This is a genomic window from Bacillus sp. A1 (assembly GCF_042296235.1).
GTDB lineage: Bacteria > Bacillota > Bacilli > Bacillales > Bacillaceae > Bacillus > Bacillus velezensis.
Map to the genome: position 1 here is coordinate 2,724,178 of NZ_CP141181.1, position 25,240 is coordinate 2,749,417.

Here is a 25,240-nt window from a genome sequence, read left to right on the forward strand (position 1 = left end):
CTTGCTTGCATCGGCTTTTCGGTATCAGCGGCTGATCGCCTGGAACACTTTCTCAGCGGCTTGAATGGTTTTTTCAATATCCTCCATTGTATGCGCAGTGGAGAGAAACAATCCTTCAAATTGAGACGGCGGCAGAAATACGCCTGCGTCGGCCATCCCTTTATAATATTTGGCGAACAGCTTTAAATCAGAAGATTTGGCTGCTTCATAGTTAATGACAGGCTCATTTGTGAAAAAGAAGCCGATCATGGAACCCGCCCGGTTAAACGTGTGCGGAATGCCATGTGCTGCAGCTGCTTTTGAAATGCCTTCTTCAAGCATATCGCCTTTTTTCACAAATTCTTGGTAAGATTCAGGTGTGAGCTGCTGTAGCGTCTCAAGTCCCGCTGTCATGGCAAGCGGATTTCCTGACAATGTTCCCGCCTGGTAGATCGGACCGCTCGGCGCGATTCGTTCCATAATGTCAGCTTTTCCGCCATACGCACCGACAGGAAGACCGCCGCCGATGACTTTGCCGAGACACGTTAAGTCAGGCGTCACGCCGAAATACCCTTGCGCACAGTTATAATCCACGCGAAAACCGGTCATGACCTCGTCAAAAATGAGCAGCGCGCCATACTGTTCCGTCATGTCGCGAAGTCCTTGTAAAAAGCCTTCCTGCGGCGGAACAACGCCCATATTGCCTGCTACCGGTTCAACAATGACCCCGGCAATATCTTCACCGTACTCCCGGAATGCGAGTGCAACGCTTTCCAAGTCGTTGTATGGAACGGTAATCGTATTCATTGCTATTCCTTCCGGCACGCCCGGGCTGTCCGGAAGGCCGAGTGTCGCCACTCCGGATCCCGCTTTGATCAGCAGCGAATCGCCATGGCCGTGGTAACAGCCTTCGAATTTCAAAATTTTGTTGCGGCCGGTATATCCTCTTGCCAGACGCAGGGCGCTCATTGTCGCCTCTGTGCCGGAGCTGACCATCCGCACGATTTCAACAGACGGCACACGGTCAATGACCAATTTGGCCAGTTCGTTTTCCACCTCAGTAGATGCCCCGAAACTTGTCCCGTTCTCGGCTACTTTTTTCAGGCTTTCAACGACCCGGTCATTTGTGTGGCCCAAAATGAGCGGCCCCCAGCTCAGGACGTAGTCGATATATTCATTGCCGTCAATATCAAAAATTTTCGATCCTTTTCCGCGCTGCATAAAGATCGGGTCCATATCAACTGATTTAAACGCGCGCACCGGGCTGTTCACTCCGCCCGGCATCAGTTTCTGCGCTTCTTTAAAAGCGGCTTTTGATTTTTCATAGCTTCTCATCTGCCTCAGCTCCCGTCAAATGAAATCGTTACTCAGCAAGCCATTTTGCTGCGTCTTTTGCATGATACGTCATAATCAGATCGGCTCCTGCACGTTTCATGCTCGTTAAAATTTCCAGCACCATTTCTTTTTCTTTAATCCAGCCGTTTTGGGCTGCCGCTTTCACCATGGAATACTCCCCGCTCACATTATATGCGACCAGCGGCAGGTGATGGCGGTTTTTCACATCACGCATAATATCTAAGTATGACATAGACGGTTTGACGATTAAAAAGTCAGCGCCTTCTGCCGCGTCTGATTCAGCCTCACGGAGCGCTTCCAAGCGGTTGGCCGGATCCATCTGATATGTTTTTCGGTCTCCGAACTGCGGCGTGCTGTCAGCCGCGTCGCGGAACGGACCGTAAAATTCACTTGAATATTTCACGGCATAAGACATGATCGGAATATTCGTGAATCCTTCTTTGTCGAGCGCTTCTCTGATCACTGTGACAAAACCGTCCATCATATTTGAAGGAGCGATGATGTCAGCGCCTGCTTTGGCCTGGCTGACGGCTGTCTGCGCCAGCAGCTCAAGCGACTCGTCATTTAAGATTTCTCCGTCTTTCACGACGCCGCAATGGCCGTGATCCGTGTATTCACAGAGACACGTATCAGCGATTACGATCATTTCAGGATAATGCTTTTTAATTTCAGCAATCCCTTTCTGCACAATGCCGTGATCGTGAAAAGCCTGGGTTCCGCAGGCGTCTTTTTCTTCCGGCACGCCGAAAACGATGACCGACTTAATGCCGAGCGATATCAGCTCAGCCATTTCATCCTTTAACAAATCGAGTGATACATGATAAACCCCCGGCATGGAAGGAACTTCTTTTTTTCCTTCAAGTCCTTCAACGACAAATAACGGGTAAATAAAATCTGAAGGGTGAAGACGTGTTTCTTTTACTAAATCTCTCATCTCAGCGTTCGCGCGCAAACGGCGGTGTCTGTTAAATGTTTGATTCATCATTATCAATCCTTTCCCGACATGCTGCACATGACGTCCAGCATGCCTTCAATCGTATAGATGTCAGGCACATGGGATGAGATCCCGTATTCCAAGAGCGCTTTCTCTGTCAAAGGGCCGATGCTGATATAGCTCGCACCGCTGTTTTCCCACGCTTTTTCTCCGTCTCCGACCGCGTGCATAAACGTATGCACCGCCGATGAGCTGGTAAACGTAATAAAATCAAAATGAGAGCGGGATGCAGCCCGTCTCAGCTCGTCCATGCCTTTTTCATCCTGAATGGTATTGTATAACACCCATTCCCTTATTTGATAGCCAAGCGGCTCAAGCTCCGCTTTTATGACATCGCGTGATAAATTGCCCTTTATCACTGAAATGGGTTCGGCAGCTGATGCGTGCCGTTTTAAAGTATCAGCCAGACATTCCGCCACATACTCGTCAGGCATCGCATCCGTCCGGGCTCCCCGCTCTTTCAGGGCGCGCGCAGTCTTTTCACCGACGGCTGCGATTTTTTTCCGTCCCGAAAGCGCAAGACCGTGCCGATCAAGATAGGAAAAAAAGAACCGGACACCGTTTACGCTTGTAAACACAAGCCATCCCGGCTCAGAAAGGTCTTCCCGGAGACTGTCCGCACATTCATCCGGGAGCGCTTCCTGAAAAGCGATCAGCGAAGCGGAAACAGCCGTTCCGCCGAGCGCCTCCACTTTTTTTCGGAACGGTGCGGCCTGTCTTTTGTTCCGGGTGACAAGCACGGTCTTTCCTTGTAAAGGAAGGTCATTTGCCATCCTGATCGAGCTCCTGTTTCACGCTGTCGATTAATGCTTTGGCTCCTTTTTCAGACATCATCGCCGCACAGCGTTTCCCGATTTCTTCCGGATCATGTCCCGCCGCTGTTTCTTTATAAATCGTCTTTCCGTCCGGAGACGCGACAAGACCGACCAATTCAACCTCATCCCGGTCATTGACGGACGCATACCCGGCTATCGGCACTTGGCAGCCGCCTTCCATCGCGTGTAAGAAAGCCCGTTCGGCTGCCACCGTGCGCTGCGTATACTCATCGGTAAATTGCGCAAACAGCTTCAAAAGCTCCTCATCCGACTCTCTGCATTCAATGGCAAGAGCGCCTTGGCCGACCGCAGGCAGACAGCGGTCCGGTTCGAGAAATTCAGATACGACATCATCTTTCCAGCCCATTCTCGAAAGTCCCGCAGCCGCTAAAATAATAGCATCGTAATCTTCCGTTTCAAGCTTTTGAAGTCTCGTATCGATATTGCCTCTGATCCACTTAATTGTAAGATCAGGGCGTTCAGCAAGAATCTGGGCGCTTCTTCTTAAACTGCTGGTGCCGATGATGCCCCCTTCTTTTATGCCGTCCAGCTTTTGATGCCCCTTTGAAATCAGCGCATCACGCGGATCCTCACGTTTCGGTATGCAGCCTATGACAAGACCCTCAGGCAAAACGGCGGGCATGTCTTTCATGCTGTGAACCGCCATATCAATCTCCTGATGCAGCAGCGCCTGTTCAATCTCTTTGACAAACAAACCTTTGCCGCCCACTTTTGACAGTGTAACATCAAGGATGCGGTCGCCTTTTGTGACAATCTCCCGGATTTCAAAGTTATAGGAAGGGTTCAATTCCTTCAGTTTGTTAATCACCCATTTTGTCTGGGTCATAGCCAGTTTGCTCCGTCTGGAACCTACCTTAATCGTTCTCATTTTCTTTCCTCCCGAATCTGTTTGGGCGCGTGCGTTAACTGAACCAATGGAATTGCGACAGGCTTCCGAGCAGGAAGTAATTAATCATCAGCACGAGAAAACATGCTGAATTCCATAACGCCGCCACTTTTCCCTGCAGTTCCTTAATCATTCTGATATATAAATAGTAGCTGTATAAAAGCAGCACAATAAACGAACCGAGCACTTTTGAATCAAACCAGTACAGCGTTTCCAGCGACACATACGCCCAGATCACGCCTAATATCAGGCTCAACAGCAGCATCGGAACCCCGATGACATTTAAAACGTAAGCCATATAATCAAGTTTTGACAAATCTTCAATTCTCAACAGCCATTTTCCCCACTTTTTCTTCTTTAATAAAGAATATTGAAACTGATAAAGAAGCGAAAAGACAAAAGAAAGGGAAAAAGCGCCGTAAGACAGAATCGCCATTGTAATATGAATGACCAAAAGCTCTGAGACCAGCTGGCCGGAAAAAGCGGCCGAATGCTGATCCGTCGGTGAAAACGTATGGATCGCAATCATCGAGAAACCGATGACATTCGTGAAAAATACGATAAAATCAACGCGCAGAATCTGCGTGACCACAAGTGAGAGCGTGACAAGCACCCACGCATAAAAGTAAAGGGCCTCTGTAATATTCAAGACCGGAAATCTGCCCGTCTGCCACATGAAATAAGAAAGATAGACGGTTTGCAGAGTCCAGACAATAGAAAGCAACCAGAAGGCCATTTTCCCAGCCTTCCGGTTGTGTTGAAGAAAATCTATAAAGTAAAAAAGGACGCTTACTGCATAAATAACAATTGTCGCTTCATTAAGTCTTGCCATTGCTGTATCAATCATACAGCCCTCACTCACTTACAAGCGGACGTAAGCCCGTTTTTGCTTCTGCCTTTTGAAACGAATGAACCGTCTGGCGGTTATCCAGGCTTTTGTCCAGCTGGCGGCCGGCCTCTTCCTCAATATCGAATATCTGCATAAACAGCTTCAGCTTTTCATCTGAATCCGCTTCAGCCGCAAGCTCTTTCGCTTTCAGAATCGGGTCGCGCAGCATTTGGTTAATGATGCTTTTCGTATGTTTGCTGAGAAGTTTTTTCTCTCTTACCGTCAGATGAGGCAGCTTGCGCTCAATGCTCTGCATCGTATCGGACTGGATGGACAGCGCCTTTTCACGCAGCGCCGAAATGACCGGCACGACGCCGAGCGTATTAAGCCACTGCTTAAACTCAACAATTGCCGCTTCAATAAACAGCTCGACTTTTTCAGCGGTTTCACGGCGTTCTTGTAAGTTAGCTTCAACGATTCCTTCAAGGTCATCAATATCGTACAGAAAAACACCTTCAAGATCGTTAAGCGCCGGATCGAGGTCTCGCGGCACAGCGATATCCACCATAAATAACGGACGGCCTTTCCGCTGTCTGCCCGCTCTCTCCATCATTTCTTTGGACACGACGAAATCACTTGCGCCTGTCGAACTGATTAAAATATCAGCTTCAGCAAGTGCATGTTCAAGCTGGTTTAAGCTGCGCGCTTCTCCGGAGAAACGGTCAGCAAGCGCTTTTGCCTTCAAAAACGTTCTGTTGATGACCGTTACTTTGCCGATGCCCTGACCGTGCAGGTTTTCTGCGGCGAGCTCGCCCATTTTTCCCGCACCGAGAATCAAAATGTGCTTATTTGACAATGAGCCGAAGATTTTTTTCGCGAGTTCAACGGCGGCGTAACTGACGGAAACGGCATTGGCGCCGATATCGGTTTCGGCATGCGTGCGTTTGCCGACGGTCACCGCCTGTTTAAACAGCTCATTGAAAATGGTGCCGATCGTCTTTTCTGCCTGCGCCGTTTTAAAGCTCGAGCGGACCTGGCCGAGTATTTGCGTTTCTCCGATGACCATGGAATCCAAGCCGCACGCCACACGGAATAAATGCTCGATCGCCGCGTCGCTCTCATAAAATTTCAGAAACGGAGACAGCTCTTCTTTCGGCAGCGAGAACCATTCGGATAAAAATGTTTTTATATAATAACGGCCGGTATGGAGCTGGTCGACCACCGCATATATTTCGGTGCGGTTGCAGGTTGACACGATAATGTTTTCAAGAACGCTTTTTTCTTCTTTTAAACGGAGCATCGCTTCTGCAAGCTCATCCGGCTGAAAACTTATTTTTTCGCGTATTTCAATAGGGGCGGATTTATAATCTACTCCCACAACAAGAATATGCATCGCTTTCATGCACCCCCGTACATCGCAATTTATTTATAATCATTCTAACATAGAATTTATTATTTATAATAATTATAACATAGTTTCTTCGGGAAAATGTGAACAGATTTCAAAAATGTTATGCTATAGTATAAAAAGCTCGTTTCCACTTAATCATCATACTAAAAATCCTTTACTGCGGGTAGGTGACAGGATGAAAAAAACATCAATTTTATTACCGGGACTTCTGCTTGCCGCTTCATTATTCGCATGGCTTCAGAGCGGACAGGTTCACCTGTTTGCGAATCAGGGGGAATGGCCGGTGCTCCTTATGCTCTTGGGCGCCGTGCTCTTGTATCAGGGCAAAAAGGAAGCGGCCGGGCCTCACGTCCTGATCGGCTTGCTTCTTTTCGGCATAGGTTTACACTTTTTCGCCAAACCTGAGCTCTCATGGTGGCCGGGAGATTTTGAAATGATTCTCTTCGTCTTCGGATTCTCCTTATTTGCGGCTGCCAGAAAAGAATATGTATACGAAGCGGCTGCCATGATTGGTTTTTCCCTCTTTTTATACTTCTTTAAACAAATTACGGCGTGGCTGGAGTCCGTCCATATTCCGACGGAACACTTCAAAACATACTGGCCGTATGTTTTCATCGGAATCAGCCTTTTATTATTGTTTATCAAGCGGAACAAAACTATACGATAAAACCCAAAACGCACTGCGTTTTGGGTTTTTCATTACCGGCTGATCATTTTTTTAATGGCTCCCCATGCTTCATCTTTGCCTTTTTTCGTTTCAGAGGAAAATAAAATCAGCTCATCTTCAGGATCCATATCAAGCGTCTGTTTGACAACCTTTAAGTGCTTGTCCCATTTTCCTTTTGGAATCTTATCCGCTTTTGTCGCGATAACGATGACGGGAATGCCGTAATACTTCAGGAATTCATACATGTTCACGTCTTCAGCAGACGGCGCGTGCCTGAGGTCGACAATCTGCACGCAGGCTTTCAGCTCTTCGCGGGTCGTCATATAGGTTTCAATCATTCTCCCCCATGCTTCCCGCTCGCTTTTGGAAACTTTCGCAAATCCGTACCCGGGAACGTCGACAAAATGCAATTCATCATTGATGATGTAAAAGTTTAAGGTCTGTGTTTTCCCCGGTTTTGATGACGTTCTGGCCAAGTTTTTCCGATTGATTAATGAATTGATAAAAGATGACTTTCCTACATTTGATCTTCCCGCCAGCGCGATTTCCGGAAGCCCCCCATCAGGGTACTGTTCGGGTTTGACCGCGCTGATCACGATTTCTGACTTTGTGACTTTCATTTCTTCTCTCCTACTAAGGCATGTTCCAAAACGTCATCCAGGTGAGAAACGAATATAAACTTCAGTCCTTCTCTGACGCTTTCTGGAATATCCTCTATATCTTTTTCGTTATCTTTAGGCGCAATAATAGTAGTCAGGCCCGCTCTGTGCGCGCCGAGCGCCTTTTCTTTCAGTCCGCCGATCGGAAGCACGCGGCCCCGCAGCGTGATTTCTCCCGTCATACCGACTTCGCGTTTTACCGCACGGTCCGTTAATGCTGAAACGAGCGCCGTGGCCATCGTAATTCCGGCAGAAGGGCCGTCTTTCGGCACCGCTCCTTCAGGGACATGGATATGAATGTCATACTTCTCATGGAATTTCGGGTCGATTCCGAACTGTTCCGCTTTCGAGCGGACATAACTGAAAGCGGCCTGCGCTGATTCCCGCATGACATCTCCAAGCTTCCCGGTCAGAATCAGCTTTCCTTTTCCCGGTGACAATGACACTTCGATTGACAGCGTATCTCCGCCGACCGTCGTATACGCGAGCCCCGTGACAACCCCGATTTGATCTTCGGTTTCCGCCTGTCCGTATCTGAATATCCGTTTTCCGAGATAGTCGGCCAGATTTTTCTCTGTAACGGTAATGCGTTTTCTCTCCTCAGACACAATGGCTTTCGCAGCCTTTCGGCAAATGGCGGCAATCTGGCGTTCAAGCGTTCTCACGCCGGCTTCCCTCGTATAGTAGCGGATGATGTCCGTAATCGCCTGGTCCCGAATCTGCAGGTTGCTCTTTGTGAGCCCGTGCTCTTTGATTTGTTTCGGAAGCAGGTGGTCCTTCACGATTTCCAGCTTTTCGTTTTCAGTGTAGCCTGACAGGCTGATAATCTCCATTCTGTCTCTGAGAGGTCCCGGTATGGAAGCAAGGTTATTCGCAGTCGCGATAAACAGCACTTTCGATAAATCGAACGTCTCTTCAATATAGTGGTCGCTGAATGTGCTGTTTTGTTCCGGATCCAGCACCTCAAGCATCGCCGAAGACGGATCGCCTCTGAAATCAGACGACATTTTGTCGATCTCATCCAGGAGAAAGACGGGATTTTGTTTACCGGCTTTTTTCATCCCCTGTATAATACGGCCCGGCATCGCTCCGACGTATGTACGCCGGTGCCCGCGGATTTCAGACTCATCGCGCACTCCGCCCAGTGAAATTCTCACAAAACGGCGCCCCATGCTCGTACTGATTGATTTTGCAAGAGATGTTTTACCGACTCCCGGAGGTCCGGCCAGACAAAGAATCGGCCCTTTCAGCGTTTTCGTCAGCTGTTTCACGGCCAAATACTCCAAAATCCGCTCTTTCACTTTCTCTAAGCCGTGATGCTCTTTATCTAAGATTTCCCCGGCTTTTTTAATGTCAAGTTTATCTTCTGTTTCATCCGACCACGGAAGGGCGATGAGCCAGTCAATATAGTTGCGGATAACAGAGCTTTCCGCTGAGCTTGACGGCACTTTTTCGTAACGGCTTAATTCCTTAAGCGCCGTTTCTTTGACACGCTCAGGCATGCCTGCTTCTTCTATCTTTTCCGTGAGCGACTGAACTTCGCCGGTTTTTCCTTCTTTGTCGCCAAGCTCCTTCTGAATGGCTTTCATCTGTTCACGCAAGTAGTATTCCTTTTGAGTGCGTTCCATCGAACGTTTGACGCGCTGACCGATTTTTTTCTCAATCTCCAGCACTTCTTTTTCATTATGAATGGAACGGATGACCTTATTCAGACGTTCTTTAATATCCGCCGTTTCTAAAATGTCCTGCTTGTCCTTTAATTTCAGCGGGAGATGAGAAGCGACGATATCCGCCATTCTGCCGGGCTCTTCAATATCAGTCACAGCCGCATACGTTTCTGCGGAGATTTTTTTAGAAATTTTTATGTACTGGTCAAAATGGTCCAGCAGCGTCCGCATAAGCGCTTCGTCTTCCACGTCTTTTGAATCATCCTCATGCATCAGCTGTATATCGACCGAAGTATAATCTTCGAGCTCGGCGTATTCAAGAATCTGCGCCCGCTGAATTCCTTCTACAAGCACTCTGATCGTACCGTTGGGCAGCTTCAGCATCTGTTTAATTTTTGTATAAGTGCCGACGGCGAAAATATCCTCTTCACCCGGTTCGTCTATCGAAATATCCTGCTGAGTGGCTAAAAAAATCATATGATCATGCATCATTGCCTGTTCAAGAGCCTGAACCGACTTGTCACGGCCTACATCTAAATGTAAAACCATTGTCGGGTATACCAATAAGCCTCTTAAAGGGAGGAGCGGGATGCTGCGTTTTGTATCTTCTGCCATGTGACTGACACCTCCGTGACTTTAGTATGAACCATTATAATACAACTTTTTCATCGTTGTACAATTCCGGGATCGGGCAAAATCGGCTTATCCGCCTGCCCTGTATATAAAACAGTCTCTTCGTAGTATACCCTTTCTTTCTGTTCTGAAAAAGGAAAAGATGTCCTCCATAAAAAAACCCCATTATAAAAATGGGGTTTATACGGATTCTTTATTCATTTGGATATCAAACGGTTTTTGTTCTGAAGGAGGGTCAACCAATATGACGTCAAGCACTTCCTGGAACGTTTTTACCGCTTTAATGGTGATTCCGTCTATTCGTTTCAGAATGGACTGCTGATTTTCATATGGGATAATGACCGTTTTTGCTCCGGCCTGTTTTGCGGCTTTAATTTTCGGAATGACGCCGCCGATCGGTTTGACAAGCCCCGTCAGGCTGATTTCTCCCGTCATCGCCACCGTATGGTCGATCGGGATGCGGTGAATCGCGGAAAAAATCCCCGCGGCCATCGCGATACCTGCTGAAGGTCCGTCAATCGGGCCTCCGCCCGGAAAATTGACGTGAATGTCATAGTCTGAAGGTTTGATGCCCATTGTGCGCAGAACCGTCAGAACATTTTCCACAGATCCCTTCGCCATGCTTTTGCGGCGGATCGACTTCGATTGGCTGCCGATGCTTTCTTCCTCTGCAATTCCCGTGATATTCAGGCTTCCTTTGTCCTGCGCAGGTGTGACATTCACTTCGATTTCCAGCAATGCGCCGCTGTTCGGCCCGTAGACAGCAAGTCCGTTCACGATGCCGACTTGCGGTTCATCGGCGATTTTCTGCTCATTTTTAGGTGTAAGCTGACTGGAATGAACAACCCATTCTATATCTTCTGTCGTAATTTCTTGTCTGTCCTCAGTCACCGCCATGCCGGCGGCGATCTGGATCATATTGACGGCTTCACGTCCGTTTCTCGTATATGTGGTCAGCACACTGAGAGCTTCGTCAGAAATCTCTTTCTGAATTTTGTCGGCTGCTTTTTTCGCAACGATTTTAAGTTCATCCTTTTCCAACTCGCGGAAAAATACTTCAAGACAGCGCGAACGGATGGCCGGCGGAATTTCATTCGGCATTCTCGTTGTCGCTCCGATCAAACGGAAATCTGCCGGAAGCCCATTTTGAAAAATATCATGAATGTGATTCGGTATTTGCGTATTTTCTTCACTGTAATACGCACTGTCTAAAAATACTTTTCGATCTTCAAGCACCTTCAGCATTTTATTCATCTGAATCGGATGAAGCTCGCCGATTTCATCAATAAACAATACCCCGCCGTGAGCATGGGTCACAGCCCCCTGTTTCGGCTGCGGAATGCCTGCCTGGCCCATCGCACCCGCTCCCTGATAAATCGGATCATGCACTGAACCGATAAGCGGATCGGCAATCCCCCGTTCATCAAACCGCGCGGTCGTCGCATCAAGTTCAACAAAAACAGCCTGCTTTTGAAACGGTGACTGTTTATGTTTTTTCGCTTCTTCCAATACCAGCCGCGCCGCAGCCGTTTTACCGACTCCCGGAGGACCGTAAATAATGACGTGCTGCGGGTTCGGTCCGCAAAGCGCTGCTTTTAACGCTTTAATTCCGTCTTCCTGGCCGACAATGTCCTGAAAGCTTTTCGGCCGCACCTTTTCTGATAAAGGTTCTGATAAACTGATGGCGCGCATTTTGCGCAGCTGTTCCATTTCCTTTTTTGATTCTTTATCTATCGTCACTTTTTGTGTTCGCTGGTTTTTGAGCAGATTCCAAAAATATAGTCCGATGACTATCCCGAAAAACAGCTGTACAAATAATGCGATCCCTGTCCAACTCATGCTGGTCCCTCCTGAAAAAAACGATTTATGTATCCAATTCATTCCTCTGTCCGCTAGTATCTCCCAGCAAAGCCCGGAATAAACATTTTCAGAAGGGTCAGGACAAGAAAAAAACCTCCTGATCAAATCGGGTCAGGAGGTTTTGTCGTGTTATGCTGATGTTTTATCTTGGCCGACAACAGTGCCGTCTTTTAATACAAGACGCGGCGCTTCACCGTCTGCGACTGTCGCTCCGGTAATGACACATTTTTCAATATCATCACGGGACGGCAGATCAAACATGACGTCAAGCATGATGCCCTCAATGATAGAACGCAGGCCGCGTGCGCCTGTTTTACGCTCGATCGCTTTTTTCGCAATTTCAGATAATGCCTCGCCTTCAAATTCAAGCTCGACATCATCAAGTTCTAACATTTTCTTGTATTGTTTGACGAGTGCGTTTTTCGGTTTAGTCAGAATTTCAACCAGTGCCGTTTCGTCAAGCTGCTCAAGGCTTGCAATGACAGGAAGACGGCCGATGAATTCAGGAATCAGACCGAAACGGAGCAAGTCTTCCGGAAGAACTTTAGAAAGCAGTTCTTCTTTTTCCAGGTCTGCCGCTTTATTATCAGAGCCGAAGCCGATGACTTTTTGTCCGAGACGGCGTTTGATGATTTGTTCGATGCCGTCAAATGCACCGCCGCAAATGAACAGAATGTTCGTCGTATCGATCTGGATGAATTCCTGATGAGGATGTTTGCGTCCTCCTTGAGGCGGCACGCTTGCAACCGTTCCTTCAAGAATTTTCAGCAGCGCCTGCTGAACGCCTTCGCCTGATACATCGCGTGTAATGGACGGGTTTTCAGATTTCCGCGCTACTTTATCGATTTCATCGATATAAATAATGCCTTTTTCTGCTTTTTCCACATCATAGTCTGCTGCCTGAATCAGCTTGAGGAGGATGTTTTCTACGTCCTCACCGACATATCCGGCTTCAGTCAGAGATGTAGCGTCCGCGATCGCAAACGGAACGTTCAGAATACGCGCAAGCGTCTGGGCAAGAAGTGTTTTCCCGCTTCCAGTCGGTCCGATTAAAGAAATATTACTTTTAGAAAGTTCGACATCATCCACTTTACTGTTGGAATTGATGCGTTTGTAATGGTTGTATACCGCAACCGCAAGTGATTTCTTCGCCTGATCCTGTCCGATGACATATTCATTCAGAATCTCGCGGATTTCCTGCGGCTTCGGAACGTCTTTAAATTCGACTTCTTCTTCTGTACCAAGCTCTTCCTCTACGATTTCTGTACAGAGCTCAATACATTCGTCGCATATATATACACCCGGTCCTGCAACCAGCTTACGAACCTGATCTTGCGTTTTTCCGCAGAACGAGCATTTCAATTGTCCTTTTTCCTCGTTGAATTTAAACATTCTTTCACCCCTTAATCTTGTCTCACTTTTTCTTTTACCTGAAGGGCAAAAGAAAACGGTTCTTGCTACGATCGAGTATGTATTGCATTTTACCATACTTTCCAGTAAGACGGTAACAATGTGTTTCGCACTTGCACATTCTATATGTATGACGAAAAACAGCCCGGCAATGACTATCTTGCCCCAAGAAAAAGAGTTATATCATAATTGTACAAAACAAGGCACGAATTAATCGCGCCCTGTTTTATTATGTCTATTATTATGAACCATATTAACGGTTTTCTACAAGAAAATCAATTGCTTTTCGAACTTTTAAATCTTCTTTCATCGCGTCAGTTGAACCGATTGCCTGCTTGATGTTTTCAACCGGCATGTTGTAAGCTTCAGCCATTTTAGTCAGCTCAGCTTCAACTTCTTCGTCCGTTACTTCAAGGTTTTCAGCTTGAGCGATCGCTTCAAGAGTCAGGTTTGATTTTACGCGTTTTGCGGCATCTTCTTTCATTTGCTCTTTTAACGCGTTTTCGTCTTGGCCTGAGAATTGAGTGTAAAGCTCAAGGTTCATGCCTTGCATTTGCAGACGCTGTTCGAATTCTTTCAGCATGCGGTCAAGCTCAGTGTCGATCATCGCTTGAGGAACATCAGCTTCAGCGTTTTCAGATGCTTTCAGAACAAGCTCTTCACGCAATTTAGCGTCAGCTTCGTTTTCTTTTGCTTCTTCAAGGCGTTTTTTTGTTTTCTCAGTTAATTCAGCAAGCGTTTCAACTTCTTCGTCAATGTCTTTTGCGAATTCGTCGTTAAGCTCAGGAAGCTCTTTCGCTTTGATTTCATGAATTTTCACTTTGAAAACAGCTGGTTTTCCGGCAAGCTCTTCAGCGTGATACTCTTCAGGGAATGTTACTTCAACATCCTTTTCAGCGCCTGCTTCAAGGCCTGTTAACTGCTCTTCGAAGCCCGGGATGAATGAACCTGATCCTACTTCAAGTGAGTAGTTCTCAGCTTTTCCGCCTTCAAACGCTTCGCCGTCAACGAAACCTTCGAAGTCAAGAACGACTGTATCGCCGTTTTCAACAGCGCCTTCTTCTTTCACGACAAGCTCAGCCTGACGCTCTTGAAGCGCTTTAAGTTCGTTTTGTACATCTTCGTCAGTAACGGCAGTGTCATCTTTTTCGATTCCTAAGCCTTTGTAATCGCCAAGTTTCACTTCCGGTTTTACAGTCACTTTTGCAGTGAAAATCAAGCTTTCGCCTTTTTCGATTTTTTCAACATCGATTTCAGGGCGGTCTACAGGCTCAATGCCGGCTTCTTCAACCGCTTTAGGGTATTCTACAGGAAGTAAAATATCTAAAGCATCCTGGTAAAGAGCTTCAACGCCGAAACGCTGTTCGAATAAACCGCGGGGAACTTTCCCTTTGCGGAATCCAGGAATAGAAACCTGTTTTACTACTTTTTTAAATGCATCATCAAGAGCTGTTTTGAACGTATCCGCATCAACTTCAACCGTTAATACGCCTTCATTGCCTTCTTGTTTTTCCCATTTTACAGACATGTGTTTCCCTCCAAAAATCTATTCAGGTTGTGTCGGTCTTCCATTCTAAAGCAATCCGCGGCTTTGTCAAAGAAAAAACCGCTTTGAATCAGAATCATTATGTAATGAACTGGCAGCCTGTCCAACCGTAATTCTCATTTCAGTTAAACCGCTATACATAAATACAACCACTATATTATAACATAACGCCTACCGCTTTCAACTATATGGCGTGATTTACAAATAAGAAATTTCTTCAATATCCTTAATCATCGTGCAGGCTTCTTCGAGTTCGCGGCTGTCAAACTCGTACATCATATGAAGTTCCTCCGGCTCAATGTCAATGCCGTGCATCTCGTAACCGACCTTATGAAGCGCCGCCGCCCATAAATCTGCGTTCAAAAACTTCGGCATAAAAGGGTGCAGGACATACAGATGCCTTCTCCACAGCTCCTCGACGGCAGCGTATAATGTAGGGTTTTCATTGCCGAGCGTTTCATCAAGCACCCGGAGAACGCGATGCAAAATCGGAGCCGCATCAGGCTGAACCGTTTCACTCGGAACCGCGGTCATTGAATCGCCGAATTTTGTAATATGGACCGGCTTGCTGTAGTCATGCTCCGCCATCAGCGTCAAAATCATCGTCTTGATAAGCGGATGCGCGGCCGGATCTTGAAGAATTGTTTTTAAGAGACCCGTGTATTTTGCAATATTGCGGTCTTTAAGAGAATGAATCAGATTCATTTGTTCAGCGGGGCTGTTCAGCACTTTTTCCGCATCAAGAATGTCCTCGTATTCCTCCTCCCATGCTTCATCCTGCTGGTCGGGATCGGTCATTTTGCGGCTGAATTCGAGCAGCCGGTAGAATTGCTCCGCACTTTCTGCGGGCAGCTGATTTTCTTCCAGCACAGCTTCAATTGTGCTTTTGACTTCTTCATATTGTTTCAGCTGAATTAAAATGGTCATGTACACCTGCAGTACGGTAAAATAATGGCCGTACCCTTCATTCAGCATTTTCTCGCAAACTTGTTTTGCTTCTTCCAATTCCCCGAGTTCCAGAAAACAAATCGCCATGCCTAAATGTACGTCGGACTCGGTATCACCGTGGCTTACCGCCTCTGAGAACAGTTCGAGGGCCTCCTGATACTGTTTATCCTTCATGGCGGCCATCCCTTTATCAACCAAGCGTTCTTTCAGACGGGGGAAAGGAATGATATCAGCTTTTTTCTTGTCATGCGTCATACTTTATTTCCTTTCAGGCGCTATTTTGTTCAAGTGTATCAACACGCGTCATGAAACACAAGAAAGGATGGTGCGCACGGTAAAAAAAGCCGCCGGACAGATGCCGGGCGGCTTTTTTCAGGCTTGAAGCCATGAACTTCTTTTCGATTCAAACTGCTTAATGTCGTCCTCCAGCAGAAGCGTTAATGAAATTTCATCATAACCGTTTATCAGCATTTCCTTCCAGTGCGGATCGACTTCAAATGAAATCTCTTTTCCTTCACTGTCGTGAATGAGCTGGTTTTCCAAATCAACCGTCATGTTAAGAGACTGATTTTCATATTGACCGGCGAGTTTTTTCCACTGATCATACGGCATACGGATGGGAAGCATACCGTTTTTAAAACAGTTTTGATGAAAAATATCGGCAAATGACGGAGCAATGATGATTTTGAAGCCGTAATCATCCAGCGCCCAAGGAGCGTGCTCACGGGATGATCCGCAGCCAAAATTCTCTCCGGCAATTAATATGGACGCGCCTTCATAGACTTTGCGATTTAATTCAAATTCAGGATCAGGCTCACCGTTCTCAAGGTATCTCCAATCAAAAAACGCGAATCTGCCGTATCCGGTTCTTTCAATTCTTTTCAAAAACTGTTTCGGAATAATCTGGTCCGTATCGACGTTGATCCGGTTTAAGACGGCCGCTTTTCCCGTATGCGTTTTTAAAGGTTCCATCTTTTCGCGCACTCCTTACACAACTGTTTTTTCTTGATAAAACTTTCTTACATCGACGAAATGCCCGTGAATGGCTGCCATTGCCGCCATCGCCGGACTGACAAGGTGTGTTCTCGCGCCTTTTCCCTGTCTGCCTTCGAAGTTGCGGTTGGAAGTGGAAGCGCATCGTTCCCCTTCAGGCACGACATCATTGTTCATACTGAGGCACATGCTGCAGCCTGATTCTCTCCATTCAAAGCCGGCCTCGAGAAACACGCGGTGCAGCCCTTCTTCCTCGGCCTGCTGTTTCACGCTTTGAGAACCCGGCACCACAATGGCCCTGACGCTGTCAGCGACTTTTCGGCCTTTGATCATATCCGCAGCCTGGCGAAGATCGGTCATCCGCGAATTTGTACAGGAGCCGATAAACACATGCTCGACTTTAATATCTTCAATTTTTTGATTCGGTGCGATTCCCATGTATTCGTACGCGCGGATGGCTTCTTTTTTACCGTCTTCAGAATCAATGGTTTCCGGCGCCGGTATTTGGGCATCGACCGGAAGAACCATGCCGGGATTGACGCCCCATGTTACCATTGGAGAAATCTCGCTGCCGTCTAACACGATGGAATGATCGTATACGGCGCCCGGATCGGTTTGTAACGCTTTCCATTCTGCGGCGGCTTTTTCAAATTCCTCGCCTTTTGGCGCGTATTTACGGTTTTTACAATATTCAATCGTCGTGTCATCTGGAGCGATCAGTCCCGCCCGTGCTCCCGCTTCTATTGACATATTGCAGACCGTCATGCGTTCGTCCATAGACATGTTTCTGAATACTTCCCCGGTGTATTCAATGACATATCCGGTACCGAATTTCACCCCGTATTTTCCGATGACCGACAAGATGACATCCTTCGCGGTCACTCCTTTTTGGAGCGTTCCGTCAACGCGGATTTCAAGCGTTTTCGGCCGTTGCTGCCATAATGTCTGTGTGGAAAGAACATGTTCCACCTCACTTGTGCCGATACCGAAGGCAAGCGCTCCGAACGCGCCGTGAGTCGATGTATGGCTGTCTCCGCAAACGATCGTTTTTCCCGGAAGTGTCAGACCAAGCTCAGGCCCGACCACGTGAACGATTCCCTGGTCTGCGCTGTGAAGATCCGCAAGACGGACGCCGAACTCCTCACAATTCCGTTCAAGCGCGGTTACTTGGCGCTTTGCGACTTCATCTTTAATGTCAAAACGGTTGACGGTCGGAATATTGTGGTCCATCGTCGCGAATGTGTTCTGCGGCCGTCTGACCTTTCTCCCCTTCTGCCTTAACCCTTCAAACGCCTGAGGAGACGTCACCTCATGAATTAGGTGCAGATCAATATAGAGAAGGTCGGGTTTTCCTTCACCGCTTTTTACAACATGCCGATCCCAAATCTTTTCGATGATTGTTCGAGGCATCATCTTTGTTTCCTCCCTCTACCTATGAACTAAGACCGCTTTCTTTAAAGCGTCACACTATAGATTTTGTATTCGAGCCGGCTAATGCGGCTTTTACTTTTTCAGTAATGTCATGCGTTCCGGCATATTGGCCGTCCCGGGCGATATCACGTGTACGGCTGCCGTCTGCAAGCACCTTTGCGACCGCCTTTTCCACCGCCTGAGCTTCGTTTTCAAGTCCGAAAGATGTTCTCAAAAGCATCGCCGCTGATAAAATCGCCGCAAACGGATTGGCCATCCCTTTACCGGCGATGTCAGGCGCAGATCCATGCACGGGTTCAAACAAGTGAAGACCTGAACTTGATAAACTGGCTGACGGCAGCATGCCGAGCGAGCCTGTCAGCATGGAGGCTTCATCGCTTAAAATATCGCCGAACATATTCTCAGTTACGATGACGTCAAACTGGCTCGGAGCATAGATGAGCTGCATCGCGGCATTATCGACAAGCATATGTTCAAGCGTCACATCAGGAAATTCTTTTGCGATTTCATCCGCTGTTTCCCGCCATAGCCTGCTTGAAGAAAGCACATTCGCCTTATCGACGGACGTCACTTTTCCTTTTCTGCCGGCAGCCATCTTAAAGGCTTCTCTTACAACGCGTTCGATTTCTTCTTTCTTATAAAAAAGGGTATCGACCGCTTCCTTTTCTCCCGCTTCATTGACATACTGTCTGCTCGGTTCTCCGAAGTAGAGGCCGCCCGTCAGTTCCCTGACGATTACAAAGTCGACGCCGCTGATATATTCTTTTTTCAGCGGAGAAGCCTCAGACAGGCTTTCAAATACGGTCACGGGACGCAGATTGGCAAACAGGCCGAGTTTTTTTCTGATGCCAAGCAGGCCTTTTTCCGGTCTGAGCTCTGGAGGATTTTGGTCCCATTTCGGCCCGCCGACTGCCCCGAGCAGGATGGCGTCGGATCTTTCACAAAGAGCCACCGTCTCCTCAGGAAGGGGGTTTTGATGGGCGTCAATAGCTGCTCCCCCGATCAGCCCGTTTTCAAATTCAAATTCATGTCCGAATTGTTCGGCAACGCTTTTCAATACATCTGCCGCTGATTCCGCCACTTCCGGTCCGATTCCGTCACCGGGCAGCAAAGCAATGCGTTTTTTCAAATCAAACGTTCTCCTTTCTATTACGAGCCGACCGCAGTCTGTCTCTTTAATCCGTCTAAATTGCAATCCAGCACCAACTGCCGGTTCACGGCGTTCAGATAAGCTTTAGCAGAAGCTTCCAGAACATCCTGCGCGATTCCCCGCCCTGATGTTTCTTTTCCGTTCACGGTCACTCTGACAAAAACTTGAGCCAGCGCGTCTTCGCCTTTCCGGTTGGATTGGATGCGGTAGTCTGTCAGTTCAATATTTTTATCGATGCAGCGCCCGAGCGTATTATAAACGGCTTCTACACTGCCCGCCCCCGTTGCCGCCTCTTGAATCAGCTGTTCGTTTTCCTGATTTTTTAAAGAGACTGTTGCAGTCGGCACCTGAGACGTCCCGTAATGCACTTGCAGAGACAAAAATTCATAGCCGATTTTTTTGTCTGTCACTTTTTCTTCTAAAATAAGAGAAATCAAGTCATCATCGGTGATTTCTTTTTTCTTTTCGGTCAGTTCTTTAAACATCGTAAAAAATTTATTGATTTCCTCACTATCAAACTGGAATCCAAGCGCATTCAGGCGGTCTTTGAACGCATGGCGTCCGGAATGCTTTCCGAGTACGAGCGCATCAGCAGTCACGCCGACAAGTTCCGGTGAAATGATTTCATATGTTGATTTTTCTTTCAGGAACCCATCTTGGTGAATGCCGGACTCATGTGCGAAAGCGTTATCTCCGACGATTGCTTTATTGCGGGGAACGGCCATGCCCGTCAGTTTGCTGACAAGATCACTCGTCCGCTTCAATTCATGAAGATTGAGGGATGAATCGGCTTGATGCGCGTCATTTCTGACATGAAGCGCAACGGCGATTTCCTCTAGCGCGGCGTTCCCGGCTCTTTCTCCTATGCCGTTAATGGCGCATTCAATTTGATCAGCGCCGTTCTCAATTGCCGAAAGCGAGTTGGCAACCGCCATTCCGAGATCATCGTGGCAATGGGCTGAAAGCTTTACCCGGTTGATATTCGGAACGTGTTCCTTCATATATTTAAAGATGTTTCCGTATTCAGCCGGCGTCAGGTAACCTACAGTGTCCGGCAGGTTGATGACGCTCGCGCCGGCATCAATCACTTCTTCAACGATTTCAGCCAGAAACGGAAGTTCGGTGCGGCATGCGTCTTCTGCTGACCATTGAACGATCGGAAAGCGTTCTTTTGCATACTTCACCATTTCAACCGCTTTTTCCTTAACCTCTTCCCGCGTCATTTTCAGCTTATGCTTCAGATGAATGTCAGAGGTGGCGATAAAGATGTGAATCCGCGGGCTGGCCCCGTCTTTCAGCGCTTCCCAGGCTGCGTCGATGTCACCTTTGACAGATCGGGCAAGCCCTGTTACCGAACAATTTTTAATCGTTCTTGCGATTTCCTGCACGGCTAAAAAATCACCTCGGGATGAAGCGGGAAATCCCGCTTCAATAATATCCACCCCGAGTCTTTCAAGCTGCTTGGCTATCGCCAGTTTCTCCCGGGAATTGAGGTTGACCCCGGGGGATTGTTCACCGTCACGAAGGGTCGTGTCGAAAACATTAATTTTGCGCAACGGAGACCACCGCTTCCTTCTTTTTGCCTTGTTTGACAAACGGCATCATTTCACGAAGCTGTCTGCCGACCTTTTCAATCTGATGCTCGTTTTCACTTGCATTGATCGCATTGAAGCGAGGACGGTTCACTTGGTTTTCCACGATCCATTCTTTCGCGAATGTACCGTTTTGAATATCTGTTAATACTTGTTTCATCGATTCTTTTACCTTCGCATCGACCACGCGCGGCCCTGAGACAAAATCTCCCCATTGAGCCGTATCGGAGATAGAGTATCTCATGCCCGCCAATCCTTCTTCATACATCAAGTCTACGATCAGCTTCAGTTCGTGCAGACACTCGAAGTATGCGAGTTCAGGCTGGTAGCCGGCTTCTGTCAGCGTTTCAAAACCCGCTTTGACAAGCGCCGTTAAACCTCCGCACAGAACAGCCTGCTCACCGAACAAATCCGTTTCCGTTTCTTCCTTAAATGTTGTTTCAAGAACGCCCGCACGCGCTCCGCCGATTCCTTTTGCATAAGCAAGAGCCGTATCTTTCGCTTCGCCTGATACATCCTGGTAGATGGCAAACAATGCCGGTACGCCCGCGCCTTGTTCATATGTTCTTCTGACAAGGTGTCCCGGTCCTTTAGGGGCGACAAGGAATACATCCACATCAGCAGGAGGCACGATCTGATGGAAATGGACGTTAAATCCGTGTGCGAATACCAATGACTTGCCCGCCGTCAATTCATCTTTGATTTCAGATTCATATACTTTTTGCTGCTGTTCATCCGGAAGAAGAACCATAATGATATCAGCCTGGGCAGCCGCTTCTCTTACCGAAAAGACTTTATGACCGTCTTCTTGGGCCTGTGTAAATGATTTGCCTTGTCTGACGCCGACAATGACATCAATTCCGCTTTCTTTTAAGTTCAGCGCGTGTGCATGACCTTGTGAACCGTAACCGATAATCGCTACTTTTTTACCTGCCAATACGTTCTCTTTGATATCACCGTTATAATATACTTTTACCATTTTAATCTCTCCCTTTTTTGTGTTATACAATTGAAATTGTTTTATTGGATGACGCCTTCTGCTGGGTTCCCCTCGCAAAAGCCGTTGTGCCCGTTCTCGCGATTTCTTTAATTCCGTAAGGTTTGAGAAGCTCTATGAGCGCTTCGATTTTATTAGATTCGCCGGTAACCTGAACGACGATGCTGTCTCTTGATACATCAACGACGGAAGCTCTGAACGGCTCAATGATTCCATTGATTTCCGTTCTGGCCGACGGTGCGGAAACAACTTTGATTAATGCCAGCTCACGCTGTACAATCGATTGGTTTGTAATATCCGTCACTTTCAGGACGTCAATTTGTTTGTTAAGCTGCTTTGTCAGCTGCTCTACGTCATTTTCGCCTTCCACATGGACGACAAATGTAATCCTTGAAACACCGCTTGTTTCCGTGTGGCCTACAGTGATGCTTTCGATATTATAGTGTCTTTTTGTAAACAGGCCGGTGATCCGGTTTAATACTCCCGAGCGGTTGACCACCGTTAATGTGATAATGCGTTTCAAGGTTTCACCCCCACCATTTCATGAAGTCCTTTACCCGGCGCAATCATCGGGAATACTTTCTCGCTTTTGGCGACCCGGACGTCAATAACGGCCGGTTCTTTTGATGAAAGCGCCTTTTTAAGCTCTTCTTCCGCCTCTTCTTCCGATGAAATCCGGACGCCTTTAATGCCGTAGGCTTCTGACAATTTGACAAAGTCAGGCTGCGCCGAGAATTTGGATTCAGAATAGCGTTCTTCATAGAAGATTTCCTGCCACTGTCTGACCATGCCCAGACATTCGTTGTTCAAGATAACCACTTTGACAGGAAGATTCAGCTGCCGGATGACATCTAATTCCTGAAGGGTCATCTGAAAACCGCCGTCTCCGAGGATGGCAACGACCGTGGCGTTACGATCGGCCAGCTGCGCTCCGATAGCCGCCGGAAGGCCGAAGCCCATTGTGCCGAGTCCCCCCGAGGTCACCCACTTATCAGCCTTTCGGAAAGGATAAAACTGAGCCGCCCACATCTGGTGCTGGCCGACATCCGTCGCCACAATCGCCTCTCCGTTTGTGAATTGGTGAATATACTCAATCAGCTTTTGGGGTTTCAAGCCCTCTTCTCTGTTGTCTGTATACCAAAGCGGATATTCTTCTTTCCATTCTGAAAGTTGCTGTTTCCATTCCTCTGTCTGTCCCTGTTTTCCATTTTGCTTCAATAATTCCTGAAGGACGATTTTACTGTCGCCGACCACCGGGATCTGCGTTTCGATAATTTTTCCGATTTCAGCCGGATCAATATCGATATGCGCTACTTTGGCCGATTTTGCAAAATGCTTCAGATTTCCGGTCACGCGATCATCGAACCGCGCTCCGATGCTGATCAACAAGTCACAGTGGTAAAGCGCCATATTCGCTGTGTATGTGCCGTGCATCCCCGCCATTCCCAGAAAAAGAGGATGGTCTGCCGGGAAACCGCCCAGACCGAGAAGCGTGTGGGCTACCGGTATTTGCTGCTGTTCGGCATAATTTTTTAAATCTTCTGAAGCTTTACCGTGCAAAACACCCGCTCCGGCTAAAATAACCGGCTTTTTCGCACTGCTGACAGCTTCCACGAGCTTTCGGATCTGCAGATAGTTAGGCTCTTTTACCGGCTGATAACCCGGAAGGCTGATCTCGTGATCATATCTGAACTCCCCTTCAAATGCTGCGACATCCTTCGGTATATCAATTAATACCGGGCCCGGTCTTCCCGTCGTGGCGATATGGAACGCCTCTTTAATCACGCGGGGGAGATCTTCCGGATGGCGGACTTGGTAGCTGTGTTTCGTAATCGGCATCGTAATTCCTAAAATGTCGGCTTCCTGGAAAGCGTCGCTGCCGATGACCGAAGTGGCCACCTGACCGGTAAACACTACGAGCGGCAATGAATCTATCATCGCATCCGCAAGACCGGTAACTAAATTTGTCGCTCCGGGTCCGGAAGTAGCAATCACAACCCCCGGCTTTCCGGAGACTCTCGCATACCCTTCTGCCGCATGAATCGCGCCTTGCTCGTGGCGGGGCAGGATGTGAACCAGCCCTGATTGATACAGTTTATCGTAAATCGGAAGGACGGCTCCCCCCGGATAGCCGAAGATCATCTCGACATTTTCTTTCTTTAATGATTCAATCAGCATCAGAGCCCCGTTCATTGTTTTTGTACAATCGGCAGACAAAGAATCCGCCTGTACATTTGTGCCCATTTTCAGTTCCTCCTTTTCAATGTTCCCTTCTAAAATCCAATTCATAAAACGCAGCGCCGGCTGACGCAAATAAAAAAGCCTTCCCACCCACATTCAGCCAAGCATTTCATGCGATAGCCAAAAGGGGCGAAAAGGCTTTGCTCTCCGCGGTACCACCCTTGTTTACGGTCATATGCAGACCGTCTCATGGATAATGATTATCCGTTTTGATAACGAGTAAACATTGCGTTCACTCGGCCGAGTCCTACTCTTTACATTTCAGACCGGCACTCTGAGGGGAGTTCACTTTGATTTGTTTTACCGGCTCTCAGCGTTACCGGCTCTCTGTGAAAAACTTCAGCAAAGCTACTTATCCTCTTCTGCGCTTTTTATTATGGCAGCTCTTTTATTAAAAAAGAACCTTCATTTGTTTGTTTTTTCAGTGTTTTATGATTTTTCTTTTTAGCGTGAATCATTTATTTATTTTTGTTTGAACTCATATTACGCCCGTTTGCAGACAGTGTCAACAGCATTTTTATAATTATTAGACAATTTAGATTAATCAATCTACTTTGTATACGCTTTCATTACTGGTACAAAGGGATCTGTAAATATTAAAAGTTTTTATCATTTTTTTATTAATCTCTCAAGATTACATGAAATTTTTCCGTTCATATACGAATATGTCACATTTTATTACACGATTTTTCTCTGTCCTTCCGGCATGCTTGTCAGATATTCCGTTCGATTGAACAGGCTCTTTATACAGACATACGCATACACTGTTCTTATCTCGTAAGAAATGAGTGATGTCATGAATAAGATGTTATCAGGCATGCAGGGCCTGCCTCCCGGATTTCCGCCTTTACCGGTCTTACCGCCGCAGTCTTATTATCCTCCGGCCCCGATGCATACAGCACCATATCAAGGTGACCCTTCTTTTCAGCAGGGATTCCCGTCATCCGGATACGGACAGCAGACCCCGCAAAGCACGCTGTCATTCGCCGGACAGCAATTCGTCCCATACCCTTATACATCCGGGTACTACGGCCAATCCTTCAGTGACGTCGGCGGAAGCCTCGGCGCCGGGGCACATCCCGGCGCGCTCGGGGGCGGTTTCAGCGGCCATGCCGGGGGCTTCAGCGCTCCGAGCGGATTCAGATGATACAAAAA

At 47.5% G+C, this 25,240-nt stretch carries 21 protein-coding genes and 1 other annotated feature; of the genes, 2 read left to right on the forward strand and 19 right to left on the reverse strand.

Annotated features, from left to right (window positions below; genetic code table 11):
• Positions 1 to 24: 24 nt before the first annotated feature.
• Genes hemL through hemA form a run of 6 tightly spaced genes read right to left on the reverse strand, consistent with a single transcriptional unit; the run spans position 25 to position 6,273 of the window.
• Positions 25 to 1,314, reverse strand: a complete 1,290-nt coding sequence (gene hemL / locus U2H13_RS13320) for a glutamate-1-semialdehyde 2,1-aminomutase (protein WP_021494394.1) — start codon at positions 1,312 to 1,314, stop codon at positions 25 to 27.
• Between the two features lie 28 nt (positions 1,315 to 1,342).
• Positions 1,343 to 2,317: a porphobilinogen synthase gene (gene hemB, locus U2H13_RS13325; RefSeq protein ID WP_029973366.1), complete on the reverse strand. Its 975-nt coding sequence runs from the start codon at positions 2,315 to 2,317 to the stop codon at positions 1,343 to 1,345.
• Positions 2,318 to 2,322: 5 nt separating this feature from the next.
• Positions 2,323 to 3,102 carry a uroporphyrinogen-III synthase gene (locus U2H13_RS13330; RefSeq protein WP_014418554.1) on the reverse strand — a complete coding sequence of 260 codons (780 nt, stop codon included), beginning with the start codon at positions 3,100 to 3,102 and terminating at the stop codon, positions 2,323 to 2,325.
• A complete protein-coding gene (gene hemC / locus U2H13_RS13335; RefSeq protein ID WP_012118114.1) occupies positions 3,092 to 4,033 on the reverse strand; it encodes a hydroxymethylbilane synthase in 942 nt (313 codons plus the stop codon). Before hemC ends, U2H13_RS13330 begins: the two co-directional genes overlap by 11 nt.
• Before the next feature lie 34 nt (positions 4,034 to 4,067).
• Entirely contained in the window at positions 4,068 to 4,898 is an 831-nt protein-coding gene (locus U2H13_RS13340) for a cytochrome c biogenesis protein (RefSeq protein ID WP_007408154.1), read from the reverse strand.
• A 7-nt stretch (positions 4,899 to 4,905) separates the two neighbouring features.
• The gene (gene hemA / locus U2H13_RS13345) at positions 4,906 to 6,273 is read right to left on the reverse strand and encodes a glutamyl-tRNA reductase (protein ID WP_003152628.1); all 1,368 of its coding nucleotides are present in this window, start codon (positions 6,271 to 6,273) and stop codon (positions 4,906 to 4,908) included.
• Between the two features lie 193 nt (positions 6,274 to 6,466).
• Between hemA and U2H13_RS13350 the strand changes: the two genes are divergently transcribed.
• A complete protein-coding gene (locus U2H13_RS13350) occupies positions 6,467 to 6,958 on the forward strand; it encodes a hypothetical protein (protein WP_017418292.1) in 492 nt (163 codons plus the stop codon).
• A gap of 32 nt (positions 6,959 to 6,990) precedes the next feature.
• Here the strand turns inward: U2H13_RS13350 and yihA are convergent, their stop codons facing one another.
• From yihA to ilvB, 13 genes are all read right to left on the reverse strand, one after another.
• A complete protein-coding gene (gene yihA, locus U2H13_RS13355) occupies positions 6,991 to 7,578 on the reverse strand; it encodes a ribosome biogenesis GTP-binding protein YihA/YsxC (RefSeq protein ID WP_003152626.1) in 588 nt (195 codons plus the stop codon).
• Positions 7,575 to 9,899, reverse strand: coding sequence for an endopeptidase La (gene lon / locus U2H13_RS13360; protein WP_014418556.1), 2,325 nt, complete (start codon positions 9,897 to 9,899; stop codon positions 7,575 to 7,577). Before lon ends, yihA begins: the two co-directional genes overlap by 4 nt.
• A gap of 198 nt (positions 9,900 to 10,097) precedes the next feature.
• Positions 10,098 to 11,756, reverse strand: coding sequence for an ATP-dependent protease LonB (gene lonB, locus U2H13_RS13365; protein ID WP_007612897.1), 1,659 nt, complete (start codon positions 11,754 to 11,756; stop codon positions 10,098 to 10,100).
• Positions 11,757 to 11,906: 150 nt separating this feature from the next.
• On the reverse strand, positions 11,907 to 13,169 hold the full coding sequence (clpX, locus tag U2H13_RS13370; protein WP_003152620.1) for an ATP-dependent protease ATP-binding subunit ClpX: 1,263 nt from the start codon (positions 13,167 to 13,169) through the stop codon (positions 11,907 to 11,909).
• Between the two features lie 271 nt (positions 13,170 to 13,440).
• Complete coding sequence (tig, locus tag U2H13_RS13375; protein WP_003152618.1) at positions 13,441 to 14,715, reverse strand: trigger factor; 1,275 nt, start codon at positions 14,713 to 14,715, stop codon at positions 13,441 to 13,443.
• Between the two features lie 216 nt (positions 14,716 to 14,931).
• Positions 14,932 to 15,936, reverse strand: a complete 1,005-nt coding sequence (ddcA, locus tag U2H13_RS13380) for a DNA damage checkpoint antagonist DdcA (protein ID WP_021494396.1) — start codon at positions 15,934 to 15,936, stop codon at positions 14,932 to 14,934.
• A gap of 117 nt (positions 15,937 to 16,053) precedes the next feature.
• A complete protein-coding gene (gene leuD / locus U2H13_RS13385) occupies positions 16,054 to 16,653 on the reverse strand; it encodes a 3-isopropylmalate dehydratase small subunit (protein ID WP_109567096.1) in 600 nt (199 codons plus the stop codon).
• Between the two features lie 15 nt (positions 16,654 to 16,668).
• Positions 16,669 to 18,087 (reverse strand): 3-isopropylmalate dehydratase large subunit, encoded by a 1,419-nt coding sequence (gene leuC / locus U2H13_RS13390; protein WP_014418559.1) that lies wholly within the window; start codon positions 18,085 to 18,087, stop codon positions 16,669 to 16,671.
• A 49-nt stretch (positions 18,088 to 18,136) separates the two neighbouring features.
• A complete protein-coding gene (leuB, locus tag U2H13_RS13395; protein WP_014418560.1) occupies positions 18,137 to 19,234 on the reverse strand; it encodes a 3-isopropylmalate dehydrogenase in 1,098 nt (365 codons plus the stop codon).
• 20 nt (positions 19,235 to 19,254) lie between these two features.
• Positions 19,255 to 20,811 (reverse strand): 2-isopropylmalate synthase, encoded by a 1,557-nt coding sequence (locus tag U2H13_RS13400; RefSeq protein WP_032870763.1) that lies wholly within the window; start codon positions 20,809 to 20,811, stop codon positions 19,255 to 19,257.
• The gene (ilvC, locus tag U2H13_RS13405) at positions 20,798 to 21,826 is read right to left on the reverse strand and encodes a ketol-acid reductoisomerase (RefSeq protein ID WP_014418562.1); all 1,029 of its coding nucleotides are present in this window, start codon (positions 21,824 to 21,826) and stop codon (positions 20,798 to 20,800) included. Before ilvC ends, U2H13_RS13400 begins: the two co-directional genes overlap by 14 nt.
• Before the next feature lie 22 nt (positions 21,827 to 21,848).
• On the reverse strand, positions 21,849 to 22,367 hold the full coding sequence (gene ilvN / locus U2H13_RS13410; protein WP_003152598.1) for an acetolactate synthase small subunit: 519 nt from the start codon (positions 22,365 to 22,367) through the stop codon (positions 21,849 to 21,851).
• Positions 22,364 to 24,088 (reverse strand): acetolactate synthase large subunit, encoded by a 1,725-nt coding sequence (gene ilvB / locus U2H13_RS13415; protein WP_376700495.1) that lies wholly within the window; start codon positions 24,086 to 24,088, stop codon positions 22,364 to 22,366. Before ilvB ends, ilvN begins: the two co-directional genes overlap by 4 nt.
• Before the next feature lie 119 nt (positions 24,089 to 24,207).
• Positions 24,208 to 24,459 (reverse strand) — a binding site (T-box leader).
• Positions 24,460 to 24,881: 422 nt separating this feature from the next.
• Between ilvB and U2H13_RS13420 the strand changes: the two genes are divergently transcribed.
• Entirely contained in the window at positions 24,882 to 25,232 is a 351-nt protein-coding gene (locus U2H13_RS13420) for a hypothetical protein (RefSeq protein WP_029973361.1), read from the forward strand.
• The last annotated feature ends 8 nt before the right edge of the window (positions 25,233 to 25,240 follow it).

What these genes read in the sequence shown, in the direction of transcription:
- U2H13_RS13340 (WP_007408154.1), bottom strand. Translation starts at nt 4,898, where the DNA reads ATGATTGATACAGCAATGGCAAGACTTAATGAAGCGACAATTGTTATT.
- clpX (WP_003152620.1), bottom strand. Translation starts at nt 13,169, where the DNA reads ATGTTTAAATTCAACGAGGAAAAAGGACAATTGAAATGCTCGTTCTGC.
- hemL (WP_021494394.1), bottom strand. Translation starts at nt 1,314, where the DNA reads ATGAGAAGCTATGAAAAATCAAAAGCCGCTTTTAAAGAAGCGCAGAAA.
- hemC (WP_012118114.1), bottom strand. Translation starts at nt 4,033, where the DNA reads ATGAGAACGATTAAGGTAGGTTCCAGACGGAGCAAACTGGCTATGACC.
- U2H13_RS13350 (WP_017418292.1), top strand. Translation starts at nt 6,467, where the DNA reads ATGAAAAAAACATCAATTTTATTACCGGGACTTCTGCTTGCCGCTTCA.
- ilvB (WP_376700495.1), bottom strand. Translation starts at nt 24,088, where the DNA reads ATGGGCACAAATGTACAGGCGGATTCTTTGTCTGCCGATTGTACAAAA.
- lonB (WP_007612897.1), bottom strand. Translation starts at nt 11,756, where the DNA reads ATGAGTTGGACAGGGATCGCATTATTTGTACAGCTGTTTTTCGGGATA.
- ddcA (WP_021494396.1), bottom strand. Translation starts at nt 15,936, where the DNA reads ATGACGCATGACAAGAAAAAAGCTGATATCATTCCTTTCCCCCGTCTG.
- lon (WP_014418556.1), bottom strand. Translation starts at nt 9,899, where the DNA reads ATGGCAGAAGATACAAAACGCAGCATCCCGCTCCTCCCTTTAAGAGGC.
- U2H13_RS13420 (WP_029973361.1), top strand. Translation starts at nt 24,882, where the DNA reads ATGAATAAGATGTTATCAGGCATGCAGGGCCTGCCTCCCGGATTTCCG.
- hemB (WP_029973366.1), bottom strand. Translation starts at nt 2,317, where the DNA reads ATGAATCAAACATTTAACAGACACCGCCGTTTGCGCGCGAACGCTGAG.
- tig (WP_003152618.1), bottom strand. Translation starts at nt 14,715, where the DNA reads ATGTCTGTAAAATGGGAAAAACAAGAAGGCAATGAAGGCGTATTAACG.
- ilvC (WP_014418562.1), bottom strand. Translation starts at nt 21,826, where the DNA reads ATGGTAAAAGTATATTATAACGGTGATATCAAAGAGAACGTATTGGCA.
- hemA (WP_003152628.1), bottom strand. Translation starts at nt 6,273, where the DNA reads ATGCATATTCTTGTTGTGGGAGTAGATTATAAATCCGCCCCTATTGAA.
- leuC (WP_014418559.1), bottom strand. Translation starts at nt 18,087, where the DNA reads ATGATGCCTCGAACAATCATCGAAAAGATTTGGGATCGGCATGTTGTA.
- yihA (WP_003152626.1), bottom strand. Translation starts at nt 7,578, where the DNA reads ATGAAAGTCACAAAGTCAGAAATCGTGATCAGCGCGGTCAAACCCGAA.
- U2H13_RS13330 (WP_014418554.1), bottom strand. Translation starts at nt 3,102, where the DNA reads ATGGCAAATGACCTTCCTTTACAAGGAAAGACCGTGCTTGTCACCCGG.
- leuD (WP_109567096.1), bottom strand. Translation starts at nt 16,653, where the DNA reads ATGGAACCTTTAAAAACGCATACGGGAAAAGCGGCCGTCTTAAACCGG.